This is a genomic window from Acidobacteriota bacterium, assembly GCA_026393755.1.
Lineage (GTDB): Bacteria > Acidobacteriota > Vicinamibacteria > Vicinamibacterales > JAKQTR01 > JBAXOX01.
Genome location: JAPKZO010000012.1, coordinates 15,207 through 38,398 on the forward strand (window position 1 = coordinate 15,207; position 23,192 = coordinate 38,398).

A 23,192-nucleotide genomic window follows, 5' to 3' on the forward strand; every position below is an offset into this window, starting at 1 on the left:
CGTGAGGCCACGCGACGCGGAGTACATGGACCGCGCCCTGACACTGGCCGCACGTGCCCGGGGGTGCACGACGCCGAATCCGCTGGTTGGCGCGGTCGTCGTGTCCCATGATGGGGTGGTGGTCGGGGCTGGATGCCACGCTCGGGCGGGCGAGCCGCACGCAGAAGTGCACGCGCTCCGCGCGGCGGGAAAGGCCGCGCGGGGAGCGACGCTCTACTGCACGCTGGAGCCGTGTTGCCACACCGGCAGGACGCCCCCGTGCGTCGATGCGATTCTCGAGGCCGGGATCGCGCGCGTCGTCATCGCGGTCGACGATCCGAATCCGCAGGTGGCTGGCGGCGGAAGACGACGGCTGCAGGAGCGCGGCGTACAGGTGCACACCGGCGTCGGCCGCGATCAGGCCGTGCGGCTGAATCAGCCGTTCTTCTGCGCAATGCTGCGGCAGCGCCCGTTTGTGACGGCGAAGATCGCCACGAGCCTGGATGGCCGGGTGGCTTCCGGCCCGGGCGCGCGCACGCACATGACGGGTGCGGCCGCCGACCGCCGCAGCCAGCTGCTGCGAGCGGAAGTGGACGCAGTCGGCGTTGGTTCTGGAACCGTGCTGGCGGACGATCCGCTGCTGACGGCCCGCGACGTGTATCGTGGCCGGCCGCTGACGCGGGTCGTCTTCGACCGGCGGCTCCGGACGCCCGTGACGGCGCGGCTGTTCGGCACGCTGTCGTCAGGACCCGTCTTGATCGTCACCACCACTGCGATGGCCGACGCCCGATCATCGCGAGTGCGGGATCTGGAACGCGCGGGCGCCACACTGGTTCGCGTGCAGACGGCCTCGATCGGGGCAGCCGTCGCCGCTCTGCTGCCGTTCAGCGTCCAGTCCCTGCTCGTTGAGGGGGGAACAACACTGCACGAAGCCGCCCTCGCCGACGACGTGGTCGATGCCGTGCGGGTCGTGGTGACCCCTAGCGCGCTGGGGCCGTCCGGACTACCATGGGTGGGCTGGTCGCGGCTCTCGATCTCATCGTTATTCAATCTCCGCGTGCGACCGTGCGGCGCTGATGTCATCATGGAGGGCGATGTTCACAGGTTTGATTGAACAGGTCGGCGTGGTCGCCGCGCTCGAGCCGATCGAGAGCGGATTTCGGCTCGTCGTCGATTCCGATCTCGCGGCCGACCTCAAAGCGGGCGACAGTGTCGCCGTCAATGGGGTGTGCCTGACGGTGACCAGCCGATTCGGACGCCGCGTGTCGACCGAGATCGGTCCGGAGACCGCGCGCGTGACGACGCTCGGCGCCTGCAGGCCGGGCACGCTCGTCAATCTGGCGCGGCCCATGCGCCCGGACGGCCACATGGGCGGACATTTCGTCCTGGGCCACGTGGATGCGACCGGCGTGCTGACGGAGGTGACGCCCGATGGCGAGTTCTTCTGGATTCGGGTCGCTTTCGATGCCGCGTTCAGTCCGTACTTCATTCCGAAAGGGTCCGTGGCGGTTGACGGCATCAGCCTGACGGTGGCCAGCTTGGAGGAGCACGACTTCACGGTGCAGATCATTCCATTCACGTGGGAACACACGAACCTTCGAGCGCTTCACCCGGGCGACCGCGTGAATCTCGAGGTCGACGTGATCGGCAAGTATGTCGTTCGGGTGGCCCAACTGTCAGGCGCCTGGTCAGACGCCGTGGCGCTGCCGCCGATGCCGTTATGAAGACACAACCGGGGCGGGCCAATCGACAGCGACCAGGGCGCCGGGCGCCGCTCGGTCCGTTCGCGCCGATTGAAGAGGCGGTTGCCGCCATCCGCGCCGGCCAGATGATCATCGTGGTCGATGACAAGGACCGCGAAAACGAAGGCGACTTGACGATTGCCGCGTCGGCCGTCACGCCCGATCTGATCAACTTCATGGCGACGCACGGGCGCGGACTGATCTGCATGTCCATGACCGGGCAACGTCTCGACGAACTCGAGATTCCGTTGATGGTCACGCAGAACACGGCCCTGTTCAATACGGCCTTTTGCGTCACCATCGAGGCGCGTCACCGGACAAGTACGGGGATTTCCGCCGCTGACCGGGCGAACACCGTGATGGCCGCGATCGACCCGTCGACGGTGCCCGCGGACCTGGCGCGGCCGGGCCACATGTTTCCGCTTCGGGCGCGCGACGGCGGCGTCCTGGTACGCGCGGGGCAGACCGAGGCGGCGGGCGATCTGGCTCGCATCGCCGGGCTCTACCCGGCCGGTGTCATCTGCGAGATCATGAACGCCGACGGATCGATGGCGCGAGTGACGCAGCTGACCCGGTTCGCCCGGCGGCACGGGCTGCTGATGATTACGATCGCCGATCTGATCAAGTACCGCATGCGGACCGAACGCTTGGTCAGGAAGGTGGCCGATGCCGACCTGCCGACCCGCTACGGTCAGTTCCGGGTGTTTGCGTACGAGAGTGTGCTCGACAAGGAAACGCACGTCGCCCTGGTGCTGGGAGACCTTGGCGATGGCCATGACGTGCTCGTGCGCGTGCACTCCCGCTGCCTCACCGGTGACGTGTTCCATTCCGCGCGCTGCGACTGCGGCGAGCAGCTCGAGAAGGCCCTTCGGCGCATTTCCACCGAAAAGCGGGGCGTGTTCCTGTATCTGAATCAGGAAGGGCGCGGGATTGGCCTCGCCAACAAAATCAAGGCATACGCGCTGCAAGACCAGGGTCTTGACACGGTCGAGGCGAACGAACGGCTCGGGTTCATGCCTGACCAGCGCGACTACGGCATCGGCGCGCAGATCTTGCGCGATCTGGGCGTGACCTCGATGCGCCTGCTGACCAACAATCCGCGGAAATTCGTCGGACTCGAAGGGTACGGCCTCTCGGTGTCCGAGACGCTGCCGCTCGAAATCCCCGCCTCCGATTCGACCCGTCGCTATCTCAAGACGAAGAAGGAGAAGCTGGGTCACCGTCTGACGTCGGTCTGACAGGGGGTCGGGCCCCCGACGACGCGTTGACAGTTTCTGACAACTGACGCTACGATAAGGGTTTGCGCCACAGGATGTTACGCGATCCTGCGGGTGCCATGTCGGCGCCCGGGTTGTCGGACCTGACGTCACGCGAATCGACTGTACGCATGCTCGACGCTCTCAGCCATCGACTCCAGGATGTATTCCGCACGCTGCGCGGTGAAGCGCGGCTGTCAGAATCCATTGTCGAAACGGCGCTGCGCGAAATCCGCATCGCACTGCTCGAAGCCGACGTCAATTTCAAGGTGGTCAAGGCCTTCGTCGACCGCGTCCGCGTACGGGCCGTGGGGCAGGACGTGCTCCGCAGCCTCACGCCGTCACAGCAGGTCGTCAAGATCGTGCGCGACGAACTGGTCGCGCTCTTTGGCGACAGGCCAGGCGGGCTGGGCCCCGATCAGGGCGGATCGCCGAGAGTCATCCTGCTGCTGGGGCTGCAGGGATCGGGCAAGACGACCACGGCGGCCAAGCTGGGCCGCTGGCTGACCAGGCAGGGTCGCCACCCGTTGCTGGTGTCGACCGACGTTCGTCGTCCGGCCGCCATCCAGCAGTTGAATGTGCTGGGTCGTCAGGCCGAGTTGAGAGTGTACGACCCAGCCGGGGAAATCGATCCCGTGAGGCGCGCGGCCGACTCGCTGACCGAGGCGCGGAATCTCGGGTTTGATGTCGTGATCGTCGACACTGCGGGTCGGCTGCATATCGACGACGAGCTGATGGGGGAGTTGACGGCGATCCGGGACGCGGTCGGACCAACCGACGCGCTCTATGTCGCCGACGCGATGACCGGGCAGGACGCGATTAAGAGCGCCGGCGAGTTCAACCGGCAGATCGGCGTGAGCGGGGTCGTGCTGACCAAGCTCGACGGTGACGCTCGCGGAGGCGCGGCGCTGTCGGTGGTGGCCGTGGTGGGTGTGCCGATCGCGTTCGTCGGTCTGGGTGAGCGGCTCGACGATCTCGAATTGTTCCAGGCCGAGCGGCTCGTGTCGCGGCTGCTCGGGATGGGCGATGTGCTGTCGCTGATCGAACGGGTCGAATCGGTGATCGACCACGACGATGCCGCGCGCATGGAACAGCAGGTGCGCGGCGAGGACTTTACGCTCGAGGACTTCCGGGCTCAGTTGCGGATGCTCAAGAAGATGGGCCCGCTCGAGCAGGTGCTCGGGATGATCCCCGGCCTGGGCAACCTGAAGCAACTCGGGGCCGCACAGCCCGACGAGAAGGAAATGAATCGCGTCGAGGCGATCATCGGATCGATGACGACAGGCGAGCGCCGGAACTACAAGGTAATTGACGGCAGCCGGCGTCGGCGCATCAGTCGGGGGAGCGGGACCAGCGTGGAGGACGTCAACCGGCTGCTTCGCCAGTTTACCCAGATGCGGAAGATGTTGAAGGCGGTCGGCGGAATGGGCGGGGGCACCGGCAACCGCAAGCGGATGCGACAGACCATGGCGATGCTCAAGGGACGAAGCCTGAGAGCGTGAACTGAGAGGGGCCGATCCGGCTCCGGGTGAAGGAGAGACATGTTAGCGATTCGTATGACCAGAATTGGCTCGAACAAACGACCGACGTTCCGCGTGGTCGTCACTGAGGCGCGTTCGCCCCGCGACGGCCGGGTGGTGGAGACCCTGGGGTTCTACAACCCCAAGACCAAGCCCGCCACGCTCAAGGTGGATCGTGAGCGGCTGACGCACTGGCTGACCGTCGGCGCGCAGCCAAGCAGCACGGTCAAGAGCCTGATGAAGAAGTACCAGGAGCCGCCGGTCGAGGCGAAGGCCGCGGCCGCGCCGACCGCGCTGTGAGCCACGCGCGCGACGTCGCCGAAGTCCTGCTCAAGGCGCTCGTCGATGAGCCTGACCAGGTGCGTGTCACCGAAACCGACCAGCGGGGCACCGCCGTCGTCGAGGTGTTCGTGGCCGACGGCGACATGGGGCGCGTCATCGGCCGGCAGGGCCGGACCGCGACCGCCATCCGCACGCTCGTGACCGCGACGGCCGATCGCGACGCGCAGCGCGTCTCGGTGGAGTTTCGCGACCCGCACGGTCGCCGGTAGGCCGGGATGGCTGCCGCCGGATGGGACAGCCTGGTCGTCGTCGCCCGTGTGGCCCGTCCCCATGGCCTCCGCGGCGAGGTGGTCCTGTTCTCTGAAACCGACTTCCCGGAGGAGCGGTTTCGGCGGGGCGGGCACGTGCTGGTGGAGGATGGCGGCGGTGTCCGGACGTTGACGGTTCGTTCGGCGAGGTTCTACAAGGGACGTCCGATTGTCGGGTTCGAGGGAATCGACTCGATCGAAGCGGTGGAGACGCTTGTCGGACACGAATTGCGAATCGAGCCAGGCGACATGGTGGCGCTTCCACCGGGGTGTTTCTACCATCACGATCTGGTGGGATGCCGCGTCGAGACGGTCGAGGGAAACGAGGTTGGCACGGTGACTCGGGTCGATGGCGCGGGTGGCGCGAGCCGGCTGACCGTGGAGGGACCGGCGGGGGAGCAACTGGTTCCGCTGGTCGATGCGATCTGCAGGCAGATCGATCCTGAGGCCAGACGGATCGTGATTGCGCCGCCCGAGGGACTGCTGGACCTCAACCGGGTCCGCGGGCACCGGCGGGCGCGGCGGGGCGGCCGGACGTGAGATTCGACCTCGTCACGATCTTCCCGCGCCTGTGCGACGGGCCGCTCGGTGCGGGGATCGTTGGACGCGCGATCGAGCGGGGCCTGGTCGATGTGCGGGTGCACGATCTGCGCGATCACACGACTGATCGGCATCGGAGCGTGGACGATGTGCCGTACGGCGGCGGTCCGGGGATGGTGTTCAAGCCCGAACCGTTGTTTGCCGCCGTCGACGCCATCCGGGCGCAGGGCGGCGAACCCGACGCGGTGATTCTGACCTCGCCCCAGGGGAAGACGTTCACCCAGGCCGAGGCGGCGAGGCTGGCGGGGATGCGCCACGTGGTGCTGTTGTGCGGGAGGTACGAGGGCGTCGACGATCGGGTGCGCGAGGGCCTGGCCACCGAGGAGTTGTCGATCGGCGATTACGTGCTCTCGGGTGGCGAACTGCCCGCCCTGGTGATCGTCGATGCGGTGGTGCGGCTGCTGCCGGGTGCGGTGGGCGACGAGGAGTCTGTCGAGGCCGATTCGTTTACGCGGGGACTGCTGGATTTTCCCGTGTTTACGCGGCCGGCGGAGTGTCGAGGGATGGCGGTGCCCGACGTGCTGATGTCGGGTCATCATGCCGAGATCAAGCGTTGGCGCAAGCGCGAGGCGCTGCGACGGACGCTGGTGTCGCGGCCAGAGCTGCTGGCGGGCGCCGAGTTGGACAGCGAAGAGCGCGAGATGCTGCGCGCGTTGATGGAAGAGAGAGGAGCCGAGTATGGGCGCGATTGAAACGGTGGAACAGAAGCAGCTGGTGGAGCGGCCGAAGCTGCGGACCGGCGATACGGTGCGCGTGCACGTCAAGGTGCGTGAAGGCGACAAGGAACGTATCCAGATCTTCGAGGGGCTCGTGATTGGGCAACATCGCGGCGGCACACGTGCGACCTTCACGGTGCGCAAGGTGTCGTTCAGCCAGGGCGTCGAGCGGATCTTCCCGATCCACTCCCCGATCATCGACCGAGTCGACGTCGTCCGCTCCGCTAAGGTCAGGCGGTCGAAGCTGTACTTCCTCCGCCAGTTGAAGGGCAAGGCTGCCCGGATGAAAGAGGCCAAGCGGTCGTCCTGAGATCGTCATCGGCAGGAGCAGGTGATGCGGCGGACTCGGGCCAGACGGACTCTCGAGAACGCGCTGAGGCGGGTCGGCTTCGTGCACGTGGCCGGAGTCGATGAGGTCGGGCGCGGCTGTCTGGCAGGCCCGGTCGTCGCGGCCGCGGTTCTGCTCGATCCCGCCCGGCACATTGCCGATCTGGCCGATTCGAAGCTGGTGCCCCCTGCCGAGCGCGAACGGCTGGCCGTCCGCGTCAAGCGGGACGCGATCGGTTGGGCGCTTGGCGAAGTGGGGCCTGCCGACATCGATCGCCTGAATATTCGGCGCGCCTCGTTTGAGGCGATGAGGCGTGCCATCGCGGGGCTCGTGCCGCAGCCCGACGTCGTCCTGGTGGACGGCTTCCGCGTGCCCGGTCTGGAGATGGCCCAGCGCGGCGTCATTCACGGCGACCGGCTGGTGGCCTCGATTGCCGCGGCCTCCATCATCGCGAAGGTCTATCGCGATGGCCTCATGAACGACCTGCACGCCGCGGACCCGCGGTACGGATACGATCGGCACAAAGGCTACGCGACGCCGCAGCACCTGGCGGCCGTCGCGCGCCACGGATATTCATCCACCCATCGGCGCTCATTCCGTCCGCGCAGTCTGTTTGATAACATGGACCCCGCCACCATGGACCAGTCCCACTAGATGGACCGCGACGACACGCTCAGAAGGGCCGAGAAACTGCTGCGTCAGGGGCGGCTCGACGCGGCGATCGAGGCATATGCCGCGGTGGTCGAGGCGCATCCAAAGGACTGGGCCACCGCCAATCTGCTGGGCGACCTGTACATCAGGGCCGGCCGCACCGACCGGGCGGTCGCGCAGTACAGCCGGATTGCCGATCGGCTGGCGGCCGAAGGATTCCTGTCGAAGGCCGCGGCGCTCTACAAGAAGATCGTCAAGATCACACCCGATGACGAGGAGGCGCTCCTGCGCACGGCCGAGATGGCCTCCCAGCAGGGCCTGTTCGCGGATGCACGCCACGTGCTCCATACGCTGTTCCAGCGCCGCTTGAGCGCAGGCGACCGCGCAGGCGCTGCGGGTATCGCGGGTCGGCTGGCGGCGCTCGATCCGGGAGACGTGGTGGGCCGGTTGGACGCCTCGCGGATGTTCGCCGAGATCGGCGACCCGTCAGGGGCCGCCGACCAACTGCGGCAGGCCGGCGACACGCTGGTTGAGCAGGGGCGCGACGCCGAAGCGCTGCGAGCCTGGCGCGAAGCCATGCGGCTGGATCCAGGCAACGCGGCCCTGCAGAAACGCGTGACCAGCGGCCTGGTCCGGCAGGGCGAGCTGGACGAAGCGATGGCATCCGCGCAGTCGGTGACCGAGCGACGGGTCGTCGCGCACGCCATGATCAAGGCTGGCCGCGACGAGGACGGGATGCGCGTGCTCGAGCAGGTGCTCGATGCCGAGCCAGACCATCTGGACACGAGGCTCCAGTTGGCCAGGATGCTGATGGCGCGCCAGCAGTACCTTTCGGCGCGCGACCTGCTGACGCCCGGTCTCCAGTCCGGGGATTCCCGAGTCGAATTGGCGTTGGCCGAAACAGATCTGCGATCCGGGATGTTGCCCGCTGCTGCGGACATGCTGAGGCACGTGCTGGAGCACGACCCCGCCAGTGTCGACCACGTCGCGGCACTCGGTGCGTCGCTGACCGCCGACCAGCCCGACGTCGCCTTTGTCGCGATCGACTGCGCGCTGGAGCACCTCGTCGGGCGCGGCGAGTTCGACGTGGCTCTGAAGATGGTCGAGCGGTTCGTGGCGGCCGAACCAGGTCACGTGCCGGCGTTGGAGCGATTCGCGCAGTTGTGCCGGGACGGGAGCTACGAAGACACCCTGTACCGGATCGAAGGGGAGCTCACGGAAGCGTACCTGGCGCGACAGCGCTTCGCCGACGCGCTCCCGGTTGCCAGGCGGCTGGCCGGGCTTCGGCCCGACGTCGCTCGCCACGTCGAGCAGGTGCAGGAGGCTCTGGCGGGGATGGGCGAGCCGATCCCGGTGACACCCGCTGAGTCCGACGGCGTCCCATCGGTGGCCGAGCCGATCCCGACTGAATCTGGCGGCCCGCTCGACGCGCTCGATGCTCCGGTCCCTTGCGGCGCCGACATCGAGGAAGAAGATCCGCTGGCCGCACCGCCCCTCGCGCCAGACGCCAAGCGCGAGCCTTCGCCCGACGACGACGTGATTGAGATCGAGCTGGCCGACCTGCTTGACGCGCTGACTGGTGCGGACATGAACGGGACCGCGCTGATCAACGCATCGGCTGGCGTGGACGCCGCCGGCGGGAAAGGCGGCGAGGACGCCGCGCGCCAGGCCACGCCGTCCCGCGAGGAGGCCGACTCGGCGGCCGGCGACCTTGACGATCTGTTTCGCCGGATGCGCGAACAGTCGGGTCGCGGGCAGGCGGAAGCCGACGCGACGCGCGCGTACGACGAAGCCAGCGTACACTACAGGCAGGGACGGTTCGACCAGGCCATTGCCTGCCTGCGTCGCGCCGGCCGTGATCCGATCGTGCGGTTCCGAGCGACGGTGATGCTGGCGCGGATCGCGACCGATCGCGGCCATGTCGACGAAGCGATCACGTGGTTCGAGCGCGCCGCAGAGTCTCCGGCACCATCGGACCGCGCGGAACGGTCGCTGCTCTATGAACTGGGTGTCGCCCTCGAACGGGCGGGAGAGCCCGTGCGTGCGCAGGCGGTGTTTCTGGAATTGAGTGCGATCGAACCAGGCTATCGGAACGTGGCAGCGCGGCTTCAGGCGCTGGCGGCCCGCCTGGTAATCTGATCGCCAGCATCGCATTCCCCGAAGCTCACGTGGGCCGTGGACAGCGGCGCGACGCCGGGGGCGCAAATCGCCGCGGCGAACGCACTCTCTGGTGCGTCACACGACTCGAGTCGAAAGGACCGGCATGCGCGTCGTCTCTCGCGTGATCGTGATTGCGTATTTTCTGGACGTCGGCGTCCTCCTGACGCTCGCGCCGTGGTCTGCGCTCTGGGAGCACAACTACTTCATTCTGGCGTGGCCGGCCGTCGCCGTCGTCGCCGGCAACGACTACGTTCGAGGAGCCATTTCAGGGCTCGGCCTGATCAATCTGGGAGCCGCGTGCGCCGAAGTAGTGGGTTTGATCAGACGTGGGGCAGGGCCCGGTCACCCCGTCGTTTGACACCGGTGATATCGTTTCCTACCAGTGGGGGCCGCCAAGGCGCCCCGCAATTGCTGCAGGGACTTTCGGGATCAAATCATGCCAGAGGAATCTCCCGTCGACTTCGGCACGATGTTCCGGCAGGCGCGGGAGCGACGCGGCATGTCGCTTCAGCAGATCGCCGGCGTGACGAAGATCTCGGCTCGCGTACTCGAGGCGATGGAGCGCAACGACGTGTCGAAGCTGCCTGGGGGCATCTTCTCGCGCGCGTTCGTGCGGTCGTACGCCCGCGAAGTCGGACTCGATCCCGACATGGCCATCGAGCGGCTGATCACCGAATTTCCTGACGAGTCAGGCAAGGAGCGGCTGCCCTCTACTCGAGAGGCTGAGGACATCGAGGCGTTTGCGAGTGGCCGCCGCGTGGCGACCACAGTGCTTCAGTTGGTCGTCCTCGCGGTTCTCGTCGTCCTCGCAGTGGTTGCTGTGGTGGAGTGGCGCGCCTGCCGCGGGCCGGCGGCCTCGACGCCGACAGCGTCGACACCTGCCCAGCCCGCGTCGACGCCCGCCCCGTCCGCGTCGATGCCAGTCAGCCCGTTGCCCGTGGCAGATCTGCCACCACGCGCTGACAAGACGGCCGCGCCTATTCAACTTGCGATTGCCGCGCGGGACGAGTGCTGGCTGTGGGTGAAGGTCGACCAGGACGTCGTCTTCGGACGGATCCTGCGCGCCGGCGAACGCCTCTTCTACGAGGCCTACGCCAGCGTGACCCTCAAAGCCGGCAATGCGGGTAGCTTGTCGCTGACCATCAATGGCAGGCCGGCCCGTCCCCTCGGCATGCCGGGCCAGGTCGTGACCGCCACGATTACGCCCGACACGCTTGCCAGCTTTCTCTAGCCGCAGCGAGATGGACGCGCTCTATCAGACGCCTCTGCTCGATTGCGTGCGGCGAGGCGAGGTGGCCGCCGACATCCGCATGCTGGCCGCGCAGGGAGTGCTGGCGCCTCGGCCACTGGAGCAACTGGCGCTGCTGGCGTGGCTCGTGCGCGACACGGACCCAGCCATTCGCCACGCGGCCGAGACAACCCTCAGCCGCATCCCGCTCTCAATGCTGGCCAGGTTTCTCACCAACCCGGACATGCCCGACGACCTGCTGGACTTCTTTGCCGGGCGCGGCATCGTTCCGGATGAGTCAGCAAGCGGCGTCGAAGATCCTGAGCTATTTGCGGCTGAGGATCGGTACGAGCTGGAGAAAGACGCGGCTCTCGATGAGCGAGAAGAGCCTGAACTGTTTGCGGTTGAGGCTCGGGACGAACCGCAGGAAGACCCCGTTCTCGACGAGCGAAATGAAGCCGCAACCGGCGAGGGCGCACAACGGCTCTCGACGATACAGCGGCTGTCCGCGATGTCGGTCACGGAGAAGATGAAGGCCGCGATGCGCGGCAACCGGGAGGCGCGATCGCTGCTCATCCGCGATTCCAACAAGCTCGTGTCGATTGCCGTGCTCGCCAGCCCCCGCCTCACCGAGCAGGAAGTGGAGACCTACGCCAGGATGGCCAGCATGTCGGAGGACGTCCTGCGGGTGATCGGCACGACGCGCGCGTGGATAAAGAACTACGTGATCGTCCGAGCGCTGACGTCCAATCCAAAGACGCCGATTGCCCTGTCGATGGGAATGGTCAACCGGCTACTCGAGAAGGATGTGAAGGCGCTGGCCGCCGATCGCAATATCGCGGAACCGGTGAAGGCGCTGGCAAGGAAGATGATGCAAGCCGGCCAGTCGAGAAAGCGTTAGGCGGAAGCGGCCAGACCCGGCGATCGGGTCACTGGATCAGCAGCCCATCCGTTTCAATGTGGTAGTCGAGGATCCGCGCGCCGCCTGCCGAGAGAGCGGCTCGCACGCGGTCGGTGGCGTCGGGCTCCGCGAAGCAGAACAGGCATCCGCCTCCGCCGGCGCCGCAGACCTTCGCGGCGGCCGCGCCCGCCCGCCCAGCTGCGGCCATCAGGTCGTCAATCTGGGGAGTGGTCACGCCCGGCGCGAGGCGCTTGCGGTTGTCCCATTCCTGCGCGATGGCCCGCCCGACCTCGGGCCAGTCCTCGCGCTCGAGTGCCGCCCGCATCCGCACTGCGGTGTCGCGGATGCGATCGAAGCAGTCGATCACCTCGCGATCGCCGTCCAGATGCCGTTTGGTCATCTCCCAGTTGTTGGTGCCAGAGTTGCGCGGCGCACCCGTGTACGCGAGCACGATGCGGCGTTCCAGCTCGGCCGGATCCACGCTCAACCCGACCCGGTGCACACCTTCGACACCAAGCTCCACGGCGGCAACGCCGCCATACATGGCGGGCCGGTAATCCTGAGCGCCGGTTGGACATGCGATGGCCTGGGCCTCGATGTTCTGCGCGATGCTGAGCAGTGCCTCGGGCTCGTAGGTCACACCCTTCCACCGGGCCATCAGGCCGCAGACGGCCACATTCAGCGCCGACGATCCGGCGATGCCGGCGCCGGCCGGCGACTTGGCGGTGGTAGTCAACGTGAGGTTGTCGGCCTGGAAGAAGTGGAGCAGCCGGCCCAGCAGATCGAGTTCGCCTGGTTTGCCAAGTTCAGACCAGCGCGCCACGTTCGTGACGCGGCCCGTGTCGGTCGAGTGGATCGCGACGCGCCCGTCGTCTCTCGCCTCAACCATCGCCTGCGCCCGCAGGCTGATCGCGGCATTCAGCGTCACCGCGCCGGGGTGAAATAGATACAACGGCCAGATGTCGATCGTGCCGCCGGCCAGGTCAATTCGCGTCGGAGCGGAGGATGTGAGACGCACGCGGCCATTATAATGGGATTCGATGTCGCCTTCAGGACTCCGTCGCCAGATTGGGCAGCTCGCGTTCCTTGGTTTCGCGGGCACCACCATCCCGGTCGAGTTGCGATCGCTTGCGCGCGAATTCGCCATCGGTGGCGTTGTCCTGTTCGCGAGAAACGTCGAGGGCCCGGAACAGGTGGCCGAACTCGCGTTTGACGCCGCGCGGCTGGTGCCGGACACGCCTCTGTGGGTGGCGGTCGATCAGGAGGGGGGCCGCGTCGCTCGGATGAGGCGGCCGTTCACCGAGTGGCCGCCAATGGCCACGCTCGGGCGATCCGGCAGCGCCGATCTGGCGCGGCGCTTCGGCCAGGCGCTGGCGCGAGAGATGCGCGCGGTCGGCGTCTCGCTCGATTTCGCTCCCGTCGTCGATGTGCTCACGCGAGAGAGAAACCCCGCCATAGGGGATCGGGCGCTTTCGGGCGTCCCCGACGTGGTGGCCACACTCGGCGTCGCGATCATCGAGGCGCTGCAGGGGGAAGGTGTGGCTGGCTGCGCCAAACACTTCCCCGGTCATGGCGATACGTCGGTCGATTCGCACCACGACCTGCCAGTCGTCGACCATCCGCCGGACCGATTCGAACAGATCGACTTCGTACCGTTCCGCGCGGCCATCAGCGCCGGAGTCGCTGCGATCATGGTCGCGCACCTGCTGGTGCCGGCGTTTGACGAGGACGTTCCAGCGAGCCTGTCGAGACGGGTGGTGACGACGGAACTCCGAACCCGGCTCGGTTTTGAAAACCTGATTCTCACGGACGACCTGGGGATGAAGGCCTGCTCCGCGAGATTCTCAGCAACGGTCGCCGCGGTCAAGGCGGTGGCGGCCGGCCACGACGGGATCCTGCTGTGTGATCCGAATCCGGAACAGCAGGCCGCCGCGCTCGAAGCCCTGGTTCACGCCCTCGAAGACGGGACGCTCCCGCATGGGCAGGTGGAAGCCTCTGTGGCGAGGCACGCGCGGTTGAAGGCGACATTTGCGCGACAGGGCGATGAGGCCCGCAGGCCAAGCGCGGGTTGGCGCGAGGTCGTCGGATGCGAAGCGCATCAGCGCCTTGCCAGCGAGATGAGAGCGTTTGCATGAAGACGATCAAACCACCAGCGCTCAAGCGCGGCGACCGTGTTGCCGTCCTGGCGCCCGCCAGTCCCTTTTCGCGCGAGGAGTTCGAGGACGGACTCGCCGAGGTGCGACGGATTGGCTTCGAGCCTGTCTACGATGACCGGGTGTTTGAGCGTGACGCCTACCTGGCCGGGAGCGCCGAGACGCGGGCCCGTGCCTTTATCGACGCGTGGACCGACCCCAGCGTGCGGGCGGTCCTGACGGCACGCGGGGGGTACGGCAGCGTTCAGATTCTGCCGTTCCTCTCCCGCGACATGCTGCGAGGTTCTCCCAAGGTGCTCGTCGGTTACAGCGATATTTCGGCACTGCTGAGCTACCTCACGACGCATTGCGGAATGACGGCCGTGCACGGTCCGACCGTGACTGGCCGGTTCGCGCGAGGCGCGGAGGGGTACGACCTGCCGTCGTTTCTGCGGACGATATGCGAGGCGGAACCGCTCGGCGAACTCACATCGCCCGGCCTCGACTCGATGCGGGCCGGAGAAGCCGAAGGCGTCCTGGTGGGAGGCAATCTCACGCAACTGGCGGCCACGCTCGGCACGCCCTTCGCCTTTGATCCTCCCGACCGATGTGTGCTCTTTCTTGAAGACGTGAACGAGCGTCCGTATCGAGTCGATCGCCTGCTGACCCAGTTGAGCCAGGCCGGGGTGTTGTCGCGGGCGGCGGCTCTCGTCTTCGGTGAGATGGCGGGTTGCGACGAGCCGGATGGGTCGCTCGTGGCGAGAGACGCGATCGCCAGGTGCGTGCGGGATGTTGCGGGTCCCGTGCTCGTCGGGCTGGCGTCCGGCCATACGCTTCGCCCGGCCCTCACGCTCCCGCTGGGTGTGCACGCCAGAGTGCTGGGCGGGGCGCGACCGGCGTTGATCATTACAGATGCTGCGGTGTTGCCGCGATGAGGCGAATACATCTGGTTGGGATCTGCGGCACTGCCATGGCCACACTCGCGGCCACGTTTCTGGAGCGGGAGGGAATTCCAATCCTCGCTGGATACAAACCGGAACACATTACCGGTGATCTCGACATGGTCGTCGTCGGCAACGTCATTTCGAGGGGCAATCCCGAACTCGAAGAAGTGCTCGACCGCAAGATCAGGTATTGCTCGCTCCCCGAGGCGGTGCGCGAGCACTTTCTCTGGGGGGCGCGGCCGATTGTGGTGGCCGGCACGCACGGCAAGACGACCACGACCGCACTGGCCGGCTGGCTGCTCATCCATGCCGGTCGTGACCCGAGCGTCCTGGTGGGCGGCGTCGTCGGCAACCTGGCGCCGGACGGATCAAGCTACCGGCTCGGCAGCGGACGGGAATTCGTCGTCGAGGGCGACGAGTACGACAGCGCGTTCTTCGACAAGACGGCGAAGTTCCTCAAGTACCTCCCCGACATCGCCATCATCGGCAACATCGAGTTCGATCATGCTGACATTTACAGCGACCTCGACGCCGTCAGACTGGCCTTCAGGCGCCTGGTCAACCTGGTGCCGCGGCGGGGTTTGCTCGTGCTGGGTGCCGACAGTGCCGACGCGATGGCGCTGAAGAGCCTGGCCCGGTCGCGCGTCGAGACGGTCGGGCTCAGCGAGTCCGCGGACTGGCACGGGTACGACGTGAAACCGGTCGACGGCGGAACCAGTTTCCGCGTGCAGCACCATGGTGTCGGCGTCGGGACGTTCGAGGTGCCGCTGGTCGGCTGGTACAACGTGAGAAACGCCCTCGCAGCCATGGCGGTGGCCGCCGAGGTGGGCGTCGATCCCGAAGTCATGCGCGAGGGGCTGGCAACGTTCAAGGGAGTCCGCCGACGCCTGGAGGTCGTAGGATCGGCGCGAGGGGTGACGGTGTACGACGATTTCGCGCACCACCCGACGGCGGTACGCGAGACGCTTGACGGCGTGCGAGCGGCCCATCCCTCGAGCCGGATCTGGGCGGTGTTCGAGCCGCGATCGGCGTCCTCGTGTCGGAGCGTGTTTCAACGGGAATTCGCTCAATCGTTCGGATCGGCAGACGAGACGATCATAGCCGGTGTGTATCGATCGAGTCTGCCACCGGAAGAGCGGCTATCGACCGACGCACTCATCGCCGATCTCCATTCGGCCGGGCAACAGGCGCGCTGCATTCCGACCGTCGACGGAATTGTCAGCGCGCTCGCACACGAGTCCCGCCCAGGCGACCTCGTGGTCATCATGTCGAACGGGGGATTCGGCGGCATCCACGCGAAGCTGCTGGCGGCGCTGACGTAGGGGCACGGCATGCCGTGCCCCTACATCGTGCGAGTCACGGTGGTCACCAGGACGATCGGCCGCCGTCAGGGAGTCCGGTTGATGACGTCGACGCCGCGTGGGACGGTGAACTGGAACCGCGAGTCGGGAATCCCGGCGTTCTGACGGATGTTCGAAAAGACGAACGTCGACTGACCGCCCTGCGAGTCGACGGTGATCAGCGTCCGGATCTGAAGCGTGGCTCGATCGACCACGAGGATCATCCAGTCGTACTCCGCCTCCTGTCGCCGTGGCGTGAACTTCAGCGTGTGCGTGTTGGGCGTCGGGTCGGCGACAGCGGGAATCGAGACCACGAAATCGCGTGTCAAGTGTCCTTTGCCGGTAAGGAAGAGCGCCGGCGTCGTCGCATCATCCGCCGATGGAACGTCGCTGATGATGACCTGCCGGTCCTCGGGAATGTACGAGTAGATGCGGCGCCCATCAGCCACGAACACCTTGCGTTCGGGACTGACATACGTCCAGCGCATGCGGCCGGGCTTCTTGATAAGCACCGTCCCACGTTCGACCGCCTCCTTCTTCAGCAGGCCCCCGCGGTAGGTGTGGACGAAGTCCGCCGAGAAGTCCGTCACCGCGGCGTATTTGGTCTGCAACGCCGCGGCGAGTCCGTCGGCCGATGGTCCGACCTGTGGCCCCGGGGCCAGCGCCGTCGCGGCGAGCAGGAAGGGGAGGAGTCTGGCGCGCACCGGAATGGCGTCCGTCCTTGCTATGACTTCGCCGCCGGGGCGGGTGGAGCCGCTGGCGCACGAGTCGGCGCGGGTGGCGGTGCCGGACGGATGGCCGCTTTCGACTCCGTCGGGAGATTGGCTCCCGTCCACTCGGCCAGTCCGCCTGTCAGCACGCGGACCCGATGCCCCGCTTTGATGAGGATCGCCGCGACGCTGACAGCCGTGACCTCGCCGGGGTCGGAATCGTACACCACCAGACTCCGATTGTTCGGCAGCGCAGGCGGCCGGTCGCCGGAAGGCGCGAACCGAACCGCGCCAGGCAGCCGCACCGTGCTGTGCTCGAACGGGTACTTCAGGCGCGCGTCGACCAGCAGGGGCCGGGCCGACTCGTCGGCCGCTTCGATTTCCTGTTTGAGTTCTTCCTTCGCAATTCTCTGTACAGCCATTCACGTATTGTGGTCGGGCATCCGGAAAGGTGTCAACCCGATCGCGCGTTGACGCCTTGCGCGGAATCGTGGCCAAATGTCTCTTTGCCCATGACCATAAGCCTCGATCGATTGCGCGTAGCGACAGGTGCCGACCGGGTGCGTGCCAACGTCATGCTCGCGGCGCTGACCAGCTTCGGCATCGGCGGGCCGGCAGATTATCTGTTCGACGCGCAGACGACAGAGGAACTCCTGTTGGCCGTGACGATCGCTCGCGAAGACGGGGTGCCCGTGACGCTGGTCGGGGGCGGCTCGAATATCCTGGTTGCCGACCGGGGAATTCGAGGACTGGTCATTCGCGTAAGGACTGCGCGAATCGAACGGGTTGGAGACGGCCGCGTGTCGGCCGATGCCGGCGTGACGAGCAATGGCTTGGTCAGATGGACGATCGCCCGCGGCCTCGGCGGCCTCGAGTCGTGGGCCGGCCTGCCCGGCACGATCGGGGGCGCCATCTGGGGAAATGCCCACTATGCGGGCCGCGTGATCAGCGAATCGGTGTGCTCGGTGTCGGTGCTGGGACTCGGTGGGTCGGTGACGGATGTGGCACCGGGCGACATGATGTTCGGGTACGGCACCAGTCGCCTTCAGACCTCCGGCGAGATTCTGCTCGGAGCTGCGGTTCGCGTTGTGCCCGACCGCGATCCGTCCGCTCTTCGCACGGCGGCCCGGCAGTCACTCCTGCACCGGAAGCAGACGCAGCCGCTCCACATGAGGAGCGCCGGATGCGTGTTCCAGAACCCGGATCCGGCGCGCGACGACATTCCCGGAGAGATGCCGTGGTCGGCTGGAGCCCTGATCGATCGAGCGGGACTCAAGGGCAGGACGGTTGGCGGCGCCTGCGTCTCTCCAGTGCACGCGAACTTCATCGTCAATCAACGTGGAGCGACTGCCGCCGATGTTCGGCAGCTAATCGAGATGTGCCGCCGCGCCGTCTTTGCGCGGTTCGGCGTCCAACTGCGGGAAGAGATTCGGTATCTGGGCGATTTTCAGTGACGGCTCGTTGCGAGCCGCTCGACAGCATGACCGCATGCAAGATGCGTAGTCAGGAAGGTGCACGCCGTGTCCACGTTGCTTGTTGAAGGGGGTCATCGTCTCGAAGGTCGGGTCACGGTCGAGGGCAACAAGAACGCCGCGTTGCCGCTGCTGGCGGCATGCCTGCTGACCGAGCAGGAGTGCCTGCTCACCAACATGCCCCGCATTCGCGACGTCGAGGTCATGGCGGCCCTCCTCGTTGACCTCGGCGCCGAGGTCAACGGTATCGGCACGTCGACTCTGCGGGTGCGGTGCCGGAATGTCAGCAAGGATGCGCCCGGTGCGGATCTGGTGGGGCGGCTCCGCGGATCTGTGCTGCTGCTCGGGCCGTTGCTGGCCCGGCGCGGTTCGGCTCGACTGGCGGATCCGGGCGGCGATTTCCCCAGTCGCCGCACGTTGTCCACGCACCTGCAGGCCCTGACAGCGATGGGCGCGCACGTGGTGGACGTTCCGGGGAATGCGCTCGAGGCGCCGAACGGTCTGAAACCGGCCTCGCTGTATCTCGAAGAAGCCTCGGTGACGGGTACCGAAACGGCCCTGCTCGCGGCGGCGGCGGCCCCGGGTCGCACCCAACTGCGGCACGCGGCCTGCGAACCGCACGTGGTCGAGTTGTGCCGCTTCCTTCAGAAATTGGGCGCTGGCATCGATGGAGCCGGCACGTCAACGATCAGCGTCGAGGGCGGTATGCGGCTTGGAGGCGCTGCGCATCAGCTCAGCGGCGACTACCTCGAGGCCGGGAGTTGGGCCGTGGTGACAGCTGTCACAGGCGGGGCAGCCGAGATTACCGGGGCCACGCCAGACGATCTTGAGCCCGTCACGTCCGTGCTGGAGCGGATGCAGGTGCAGTGCCGGCTCGACAGCGACGTGCTGCACATCCTGCCATCGACCCCGGTCGGCCTTGGCCGGCTGACGACAGGACTCTGGCCGGGCTTTCCCAGCGACTTTGTCAGCCTCCTTGCCGTCCTGGCCACCCAGGCGAAGGGACGGACGCTCATCCACGATTGGATGTACGAATTGCGCCTCTTCGCGCTCGAGCAATTGAGCGGGATGGGAGCCGACTTCTTCCTCTGCGATCCCCATCGCATCATCGTCACCGGACCGACCCGGCTGCGAGGTCGACAGCTCGACGGGCGTGATCTGCGTTCTGGCATGGCGTTGATCGCGGCCGCGCTGGCAGCTGATGGTGAGAGCCGCGTCAGACCCCTTGAAACCGTCGAGCGCGGCTACTCGTCGGTCGTGGAACACCTGAAGGCGCTCGGGGCGAAGGTGGAGCGGCTGGCGGAGTAGGGGACGCGGAGGAACCGCTGTCCCGCCGGCGCGTCTCGGCCACCAGCAACCCCTCACACCCGCTCGATGATCATCGCGATGCCCTGGCCGACGCCGATGCACATGCTGCACAGTGCATAGCGGCCGCCGGTGCGCTGCAGCTGGTACAGGGCCGTCGTGACCAGTCGCGCCCCGCTCATGCCAAGCGGATGACCGATGGCAATCGCCCCTCCGTTGGGATTGACGCGCGCGTCTTCGTCTGCGAGCCCGAGTTCGCGCGTCACCGCCAACGCCTGGGCGGCGAACGCCTCGTTGAGCTCGATCACGTCCATCTGTGCCAGCGTCAGCCCCGTTCTTGTGAGAAGCGTTCTGGTAGCGGGGACGGGCCCGATGCCCATCAGGCGCGGGGCCACACCGGCGGTGGCAGTCCCGATGACGCGAGCTCGAGGCGTAAGACCCTGAGCCCGCGCCGCGCTCTCTGAGGCCACAAGCATCGCGCATGCGCCGTCGTTGATACCGGACGAGTTGCCCGCGGTGACGGCGCCATCCTTGCGGAAGAGCGCGGGGAGCTTACTCAGCTTCTCGAACGTCGTGCCCGGGCGGGGATGCTCATCCCGATCGACCGTCAGCGGATCCTGTTTGTGACGCGCGACGACCACCGGCGTGAGTTCGTCGCGAAAGAGTCCCTTTTCCTGCGCGGCGGCCGTCTTGGACTGGCTCCACGCCGCGAACCGGTCCTGGTCCTCGCGCGAAATGTGAAACTCGGCAGCCACGTTTTCGGCCGTCTCGGGCATCGACTCGGTGCCGTACTGCTTGTGCATCAACTCGTTGACGAATCGCCAGCCAATCGTGGTGTCGAAGATCTCGGCCTTCCGGCTGAAAGGCGTCGTGGCCTTGGCCATCGCAAAGGGCGCACGCGACATTGATTCCACCCCACCTGCGACGATCAGGTCTTGTTCACCCGCGATGATGGCCCTGGCCGCGACTCCGATGGCGTCCATGCCCGATCCGCACAGCCTGTTGACCGTCGCGCCTGGGACGCCGGCCGGCAGTCCCGCCAGCAGCAACGCCATCCGCGCCACATTGCGGTTGTCCTCCCCGGCCTGGTTCGCGCACCCGAGGATCACATCGTCGATCCGCGCGACATCCAGGTCGGGATGCCGCTGAATCAACGCGCGAATCGGAATCGCCGCCAGATCGTCAGTGCGGATCTGCGCGAGGGCGCCCCCGTAAGAGCCGATCGGCGTCCGGACGGCATCACAGATAAAAGCAAATGGCATTGCCCCTAATCCCTTCTCCCGCTCGCCGGCGCCTTCGGTGCCTCGGTCAGCGGCCACGCGGGCGGAACGACGCCCAGCAGATGCTGCACGAAGAAATCGTAGCGCTTGTGCTCGCCGTAGGCGCCTCCAGGCCCGTGGCCCGCGCCGGGGATGACGAGCAGATCGAACGGCTTGTTGTGCTTGATAAGCTGATTGACCACCTGCATGGTAGACGATGGATCGACGTTGGTGTCCATTTCGCCGACAACCAGCAGGACATCGCCCTGGAGTCGGTACGCGTTATCCACGTTCGAGGAGGCGCCGTACTCCGGGCCGATTGGCCAACCCATCCACTGTTCGTTCCACCAGATCTTGTCCATTCGATTGTCGTGGCACCCGGCAGCCGACACCGCCGCTTTATAGAACTCTGGATGGAAGAGCAGCGCCCCGAGTGAGTTCTGCCCGCCAGCCGACGAGCCGTAAATGCCCACCCGGGTGATGTCGTACGAAGCGTACTTCGCGGCGACGGCCTTGTGCCAGAGGATGCGATCAGGGAAGCCCGCATCCCCGAGGTTCTTCCAGGCCACGTCGTGAAACGCCTTTGACCGGTTCGATGTGCCCATGCCGTCGATCTGAACGACGATGAAGCCGAGCTCGGCCTGAGCCTGCATGGCGTTGAACGCGGCGAACGACTTGGGAACGAACGAGCCCTGCGGCCCGGCGTAGATGTTCTCGATGACGGGATACTTCTTCTTTGGATCGAAGGTGGTTGGCCGGTAGATGACGCCCCAGATATCCGTCTTGCCATCGCGCGCGACGCCCGTGAACACCTCTGGGGCTCGCCAGCCGGCCTTCACCAGCGCCGTCGCGTCACCTCGGTCGATGACCGCGACCAGCGATGCGTCAGCGGTCCGATGAAGCTCAGACACCGGCGGAAGATCGACGCGCGAGTAGTGGTCCACGTAGAACGTCGCGTCGCCCGAGAAGCTCACCGAGTGATTGGCATCGGCCTCGGTCAGCGCCGTCAGGCCGCTGCCGTCAAAGTTGATTCGGTAGAAATGGACGAAGTACGGATCCTTGCCAGGATACATACCGCTGGCGCTGAAGTAGATCTGCCGCTTCTCCTCGTCGACGCGCGAGACGCCCCGCACGACCCACGGCCCTTTCGTGATCTGGTTCTTCACGGCGCCGGTGATGCCGTCGTACAGATACAAATGGTTCCAGCCGTCCCGTTCGGACATCCAGATGATCTCGTGCCCCGCGTCCCCGATGTCGCGGCGGTACTTCTTACCCGAATAGCAGAAGAACGTCTGGCTCTCCTCGGTGATGACGGAGCGCGCCTTCGCCGTTTCAGCGTCGACCTCGATCACCCGGTACACTTGATGTCCACGCTGGTTGAATTCAAACGAGAACGCGGAGCTGTCCTTCCGCCATTGCGGCCGCGTGAGGTCGTAGGGGTTGAGAAAGAGCGCGTTGTCGACGATCAGTTGTGTCTTCGGATCGACGTGGAACAGCACGGGCTGATCAAGATCGAGCACGTCACCTGGCTTCGCGTAGAACCGCGATGAGTGCTTCGGCTGAAGCTGGTCTTCGGGCGACGACTCCACGTAGTGCACCATCCGGCGGTACCCCGGCATCACCCGAATGGCGACCAGTTTCTTCGAGTCCGGCGCCCACTGTATCGTGTCGGGTTCGTAGCAGTTGCCTTCGGAGCCATCGGTACTGAGAAGCGTCCACGTCTTTGCGCCAGGCGCCCGGATCACAACGTTGTAGTTGCTGGTAAAGGCCTCCCACTTGCCGTCTGGAGATACACGAGGCTTGTCGTCCGCCTGCGGCGGTGTGCACGGCGGCGAAGGCTGGCGGCGTTCGAAGGCGCCCGTCAAATCAGTTTTCGCGCAGGCATAGTCGGCGAGCTTGCATGTCCACGTCGATCCGTCGAAACGTACTTCGATGGCGTTCTCGCCATCCCGGAACGAGAGGCTGGTGAAGGGGAGTGTCTGCGCCGTGTACGGCCGGCCGGCCAGCTTCGACAGCGAAGCCGCCAGCTTCTCGTGGTCGAACGCCGGGCGCTTCTGCTGCGTGTCGGCATCGACCAGAACGAACTCGTAGCCCCCCTTCGCCGACCGTCGATACCAGAAGCGGGACGTTCGGCCGATCCAGGTGGCCGAATCAGGCATGCCCGCGGCGACGTCCTGGTACCGCTCGCGAAGGCCGTTGGCCCGCTGATAGTCGGCGGCGGTCCCTTGCGCGCCGGCCGCTCCCGGCACGAGTTCGACGCTCAGGGCACACGCGAGGATCCACACGCTCCGTCGTAGATTCATCTCATCCCCCGTCAAATCATCCAGGCGGGCATTCTATTCCCCGGTCTGGCACGCCG

The 23,192-nt window shown here is 66.5% G+C and carries 24 protein-coding genes; 19 read left to right on the forward strand and 5 right to left on the reverse strand.

The window, feature by feature from the left end:
* The first annotated feature begins 1 nt into the window (after position 1).
* The 14 genes from ribD (at position 2) to NTV05_04905 (ending at position 11,671) form a co-directional block, all read left to right on the forward strand.
* Positions 2–1,093 (forward strand): bifunctional diaminohydroxyphosphoribosylaminopyrimidine deaminase/5-amino-6-(5-phosphoribosylamino)uracil reductase RibD, encoded by a 1,092-nt coding sequence (gene ribD / locus NTV05_04840; GenBank protein MCX6543723.1) that lies wholly within the window; start codon positions 2–4, stop codon positions 1,091–1,093.
* Positions 1,074–1,703: a riboflavin synthase gene (locus NTV05_04845; GenBank protein MCX6543724.1), complete on the forward strand. Its 630-nt coding sequence runs from the start codon at positions 1,074–1,076 to the stop codon at positions 1,701–1,703. The genes ribD and NTV05_04845 overlap by 20 nt, the downstream gene beginning before the upstream one ends.
* Positions 1,704–1,807: 104 nt before the next feature.
* Complete coding sequence (locus tag NTV05_04850; GenBank protein MCX6543725.1) at positions 1,808–2,959, forward strand: bifunctional 3,4-dihydroxy-2-butanone-4-phosphate synthase/GTP cyclohydrolase II; 1,152 nt, start codon at positions 1,808–1,810, stop codon at positions 2,957–2,959.
* Positions 2,960–3,108: 149 nt separating this feature from the next.
* Positions 3,109–4,479: a signal recognition particle protein gene (gene ffh / locus NTV05_04855; protein MCX6543726.1), complete on the forward strand. Its 1,371-nt coding sequence runs from the start codon at positions 3,109–3,111 to the stop codon at positions 4,477–4,479.
* Positions 4,480–4,518: 39 nt separating this feature from the next.
* Entirely contained in the window at positions 4,519–4,797 is a 279-nt protein-coding gene (gene rpsP, locus NTV05_04860) for a 30S ribosomal protein S16 (GenBank protein MCX6543727.1), read from the forward strand.
* The gene (locus NTV05_04865; GenBank protein MCX6543728.1) at positions 4,794–5,048 is read left to right on the forward strand and encodes a KH domain-containing protein; all 255 of its coding nucleotides are present in this window, start codon (positions 4,794–4,796) and stop codon (positions 5,046–5,048) included. Before rpsP ends, NTV05_04865 begins: the two co-directional genes overlap by 4 nt.
* 6 nt (positions 5,049–5,054) lie before the next feature.
* Complete coding sequence (gene rimM, locus NTV05_04870) at positions 5,055–5,627, forward strand: ribosome maturation factor RimM (GenBank protein MCX6543729.1); 573 nt, start codon at positions 5,055–5,057, stop codon at positions 5,625–5,627.
* Positions 5,624–6,379 (forward strand): tRNA (guanosine(37)-N1)-methyltransferase TrmD, encoded by a 756-nt coding sequence (gene trmD / locus NTV05_04875; protein MCX6543730.1) that lies wholly within the window; start codon positions 5,624–5,626, stop codon positions 6,377–6,379. Before rimM ends, trmD begins: the two co-directional genes overlap by 4 nt.
* Complete coding sequence (gene rplS / locus NTV05_04880) at positions 6,366–6,713, forward strand: 50S ribosomal protein L19 (GenBank protein ID MCX6543731.1); 348 nt, start codon at positions 6,366–6,368, stop codon at positions 6,711–6,713. The genes trmD and rplS overlap by 14 nt, the downstream gene beginning before the upstream one ends.
* Positions 6,714–6,737: 24 nt before the next feature.
* A complete protein-coding gene (locus NTV05_04885) occupies positions 6,738–7,385 on the forward strand; it encodes a ribonuclease HII (GenBank protein ID MCX6543732.1) in 648 nt (215 codons plus the stop codon).
* On the forward strand, positions 7,386–9,521 hold the full coding sequence (locus NTV05_04890) for a tetratricopeptide repeat protein (GenBank protein ID MCX6543733.1): 2,136 nt from the start codon (positions 7,386–7,388) through the stop codon (positions 9,519–9,521). It begins immediately after the preceding gene.
* 124 nt (positions 9,522–9,645) lie between these two features.
* Positions 9,646–9,900, forward strand: a complete 255-nt coding sequence (locus NTV05_04895; GenBank protein MCX6543734.1) for a hypothetical protein — start codon at positions 9,646–9,648, stop codon at positions 9,898–9,900.
* Between the two features lie 78 nt (positions 9,901–9,978).
* Positions 9,979–10,773, forward strand: coding sequence for a DUF4115 domain-containing protein (locus NTV05_04900; protein ID MCX6543735.1), 795 nt, complete (start codon positions 9,979–9,981; stop codon positions 10,771–10,773).
* Complete coding sequence (locus tag NTV05_04905) at positions 10,757–11,671, forward strand: hypothetical protein (protein ID MCX6543736.1); 915 nt, start codon at positions 10,757–10,759, stop codon at positions 11,669–11,671. The genes NTV05_04900 and NTV05_04905 overlap by 17 nt, the downstream gene beginning before the upstream one ends.
* Positions 11,672–11,699: 28 nt before the next feature.
* Here the strand turns inward: NTV05_04905 and NTV05_04910 are convergent, their stop codons facing one another.
* Entirely contained in the window at positions 11,700–12,689 is a 990-nt protein-coding gene (locus tag NTV05_04910) for a GHMP kinase (GenBank protein ID MCX6543737.1), read from the reverse strand.
* A 22-nt stretch (positions 12,690–12,711) separates the two neighbouring features.
* Between NTV05_04910 and nagZ the strand changes: the two genes are divergently transcribed.
* Genes nagZ through NTV05_04925 form a run of 3 tightly spaced genes read left to right on the forward strand, consistent with a single transcriptional unit; the run spans position 12,712 to position 16,069 of the window.
* On the forward strand, positions 12,712–13,806 hold the full coding sequence (gene nagZ, locus NTV05_04915) for a beta-N-acetylhexosaminidase (protein ID MCX6543738.1): 1,095 nt from the start codon (positions 12,712–12,714) through the stop codon (positions 13,804–13,806).
* Positions 13,803–14,738, forward strand: coding sequence for an LD-carboxypeptidase (locus NTV05_04920; GenBank protein ID MCX6543739.1), 936 nt, complete (start codon positions 13,803–13,805; stop codon positions 14,736–14,738). The genes nagZ and NTV05_04920 overlap by 4 nt, the downstream gene beginning before the upstream one ends.
* Positions 14,739–14,773: 35 nt before the next feature.
* Positions 14,774–16,069: a Mur ligase family protein gene (locus NTV05_04925; protein ID MCX6543740.1), complete on the forward strand. Its 1,296-nt coding sequence runs from the start codon at positions 14,774–14,776 to the stop codon at positions 16,067–16,069.
* A gap of 65 nt (positions 16,070–16,134) precedes the next feature.
* Here the strand turns inward: NTV05_04925 and lolA are convergent, their stop codons facing one another.
* Together lolA and NTV05_04935 are read right to left on the reverse strand one after the other, a co-directional pair.
* The gene (lolA, locus tag NTV05_04930) at positions 16,135–16,791 is read right to left on the reverse strand and encodes an outer membrane lipoprotein chaperone LolA (GenBank protein ID MCX6543741.1); all 657 of its coding nucleotides are present in this window, start codon (positions 16,789–16,791) and stop codon (positions 16,135–16,137) included.
* A gap of 20 nt (positions 16,792–16,811) precedes the next feature.
* Entirely contained in the window at positions 16,812–17,219 is a 408-nt protein-coding gene (locus NTV05_04935; GenBank protein ID MCX6543742.1) for a rhodanese-like domain-containing protein, read from the reverse strand.
* A gap of 90 nt (positions 17,220–17,309) precedes the next feature.
* Between NTV05_04935 and murB the strand changes: the two genes are divergently transcribed.
* Both murB and murA read left to right on the forward strand, forming a co-directional pair.
* Complete coding sequence (gene murB / locus NTV05_04940; GenBank protein ID MCX6543743.1) at positions 17,310–18,251, forward strand: UDP-N-acetylmuramate dehydrogenase; 942 nt, start codon at positions 17,310–17,312, stop codon at positions 18,249–18,251.
* Between the two features lie 66 nt (positions 18,252–18,317).
* Positions 18,318–19,577 (forward strand): UDP-N-acetylglucosamine 1-carboxyvinyltransferase, encoded by a 1,260-nt coding sequence (gene murA, locus NTV05_04945; GenBank protein ID MCX6543744.1) that lies wholly within the window; start codon positions 18,318–18,320, stop codon positions 19,575–19,577.
* A gap of 53 nt (positions 19,578–19,630) precedes the next feature.
* Here murA and pcaF read toward each other — a convergent pair whose 3' ends face one another.
* Positions 19,631–20,836: a 3-oxoadipyl-CoA thiolase gene (pcaF, locus tag NTV05_04950; protein MCX6543745.1), complete on the reverse strand. Its 1,206-nt coding sequence runs from the start codon at positions 20,834–20,836 to the stop codon at positions 19,631–19,633.
* Between the two features lie 5 nt (positions 20,837–20,841).
* A complete protein-coding gene (locus NTV05_04955) occupies positions 20,842–23,136 on the reverse strand; it encodes a DPP IV N-terminal domain-containing protein (protein ID MCX6543746.1) in 2,295 nt (764 codons plus the stop codon).
* Between the last annotated feature and the right edge of the window lie 56 nt (positions 23,137–23,192).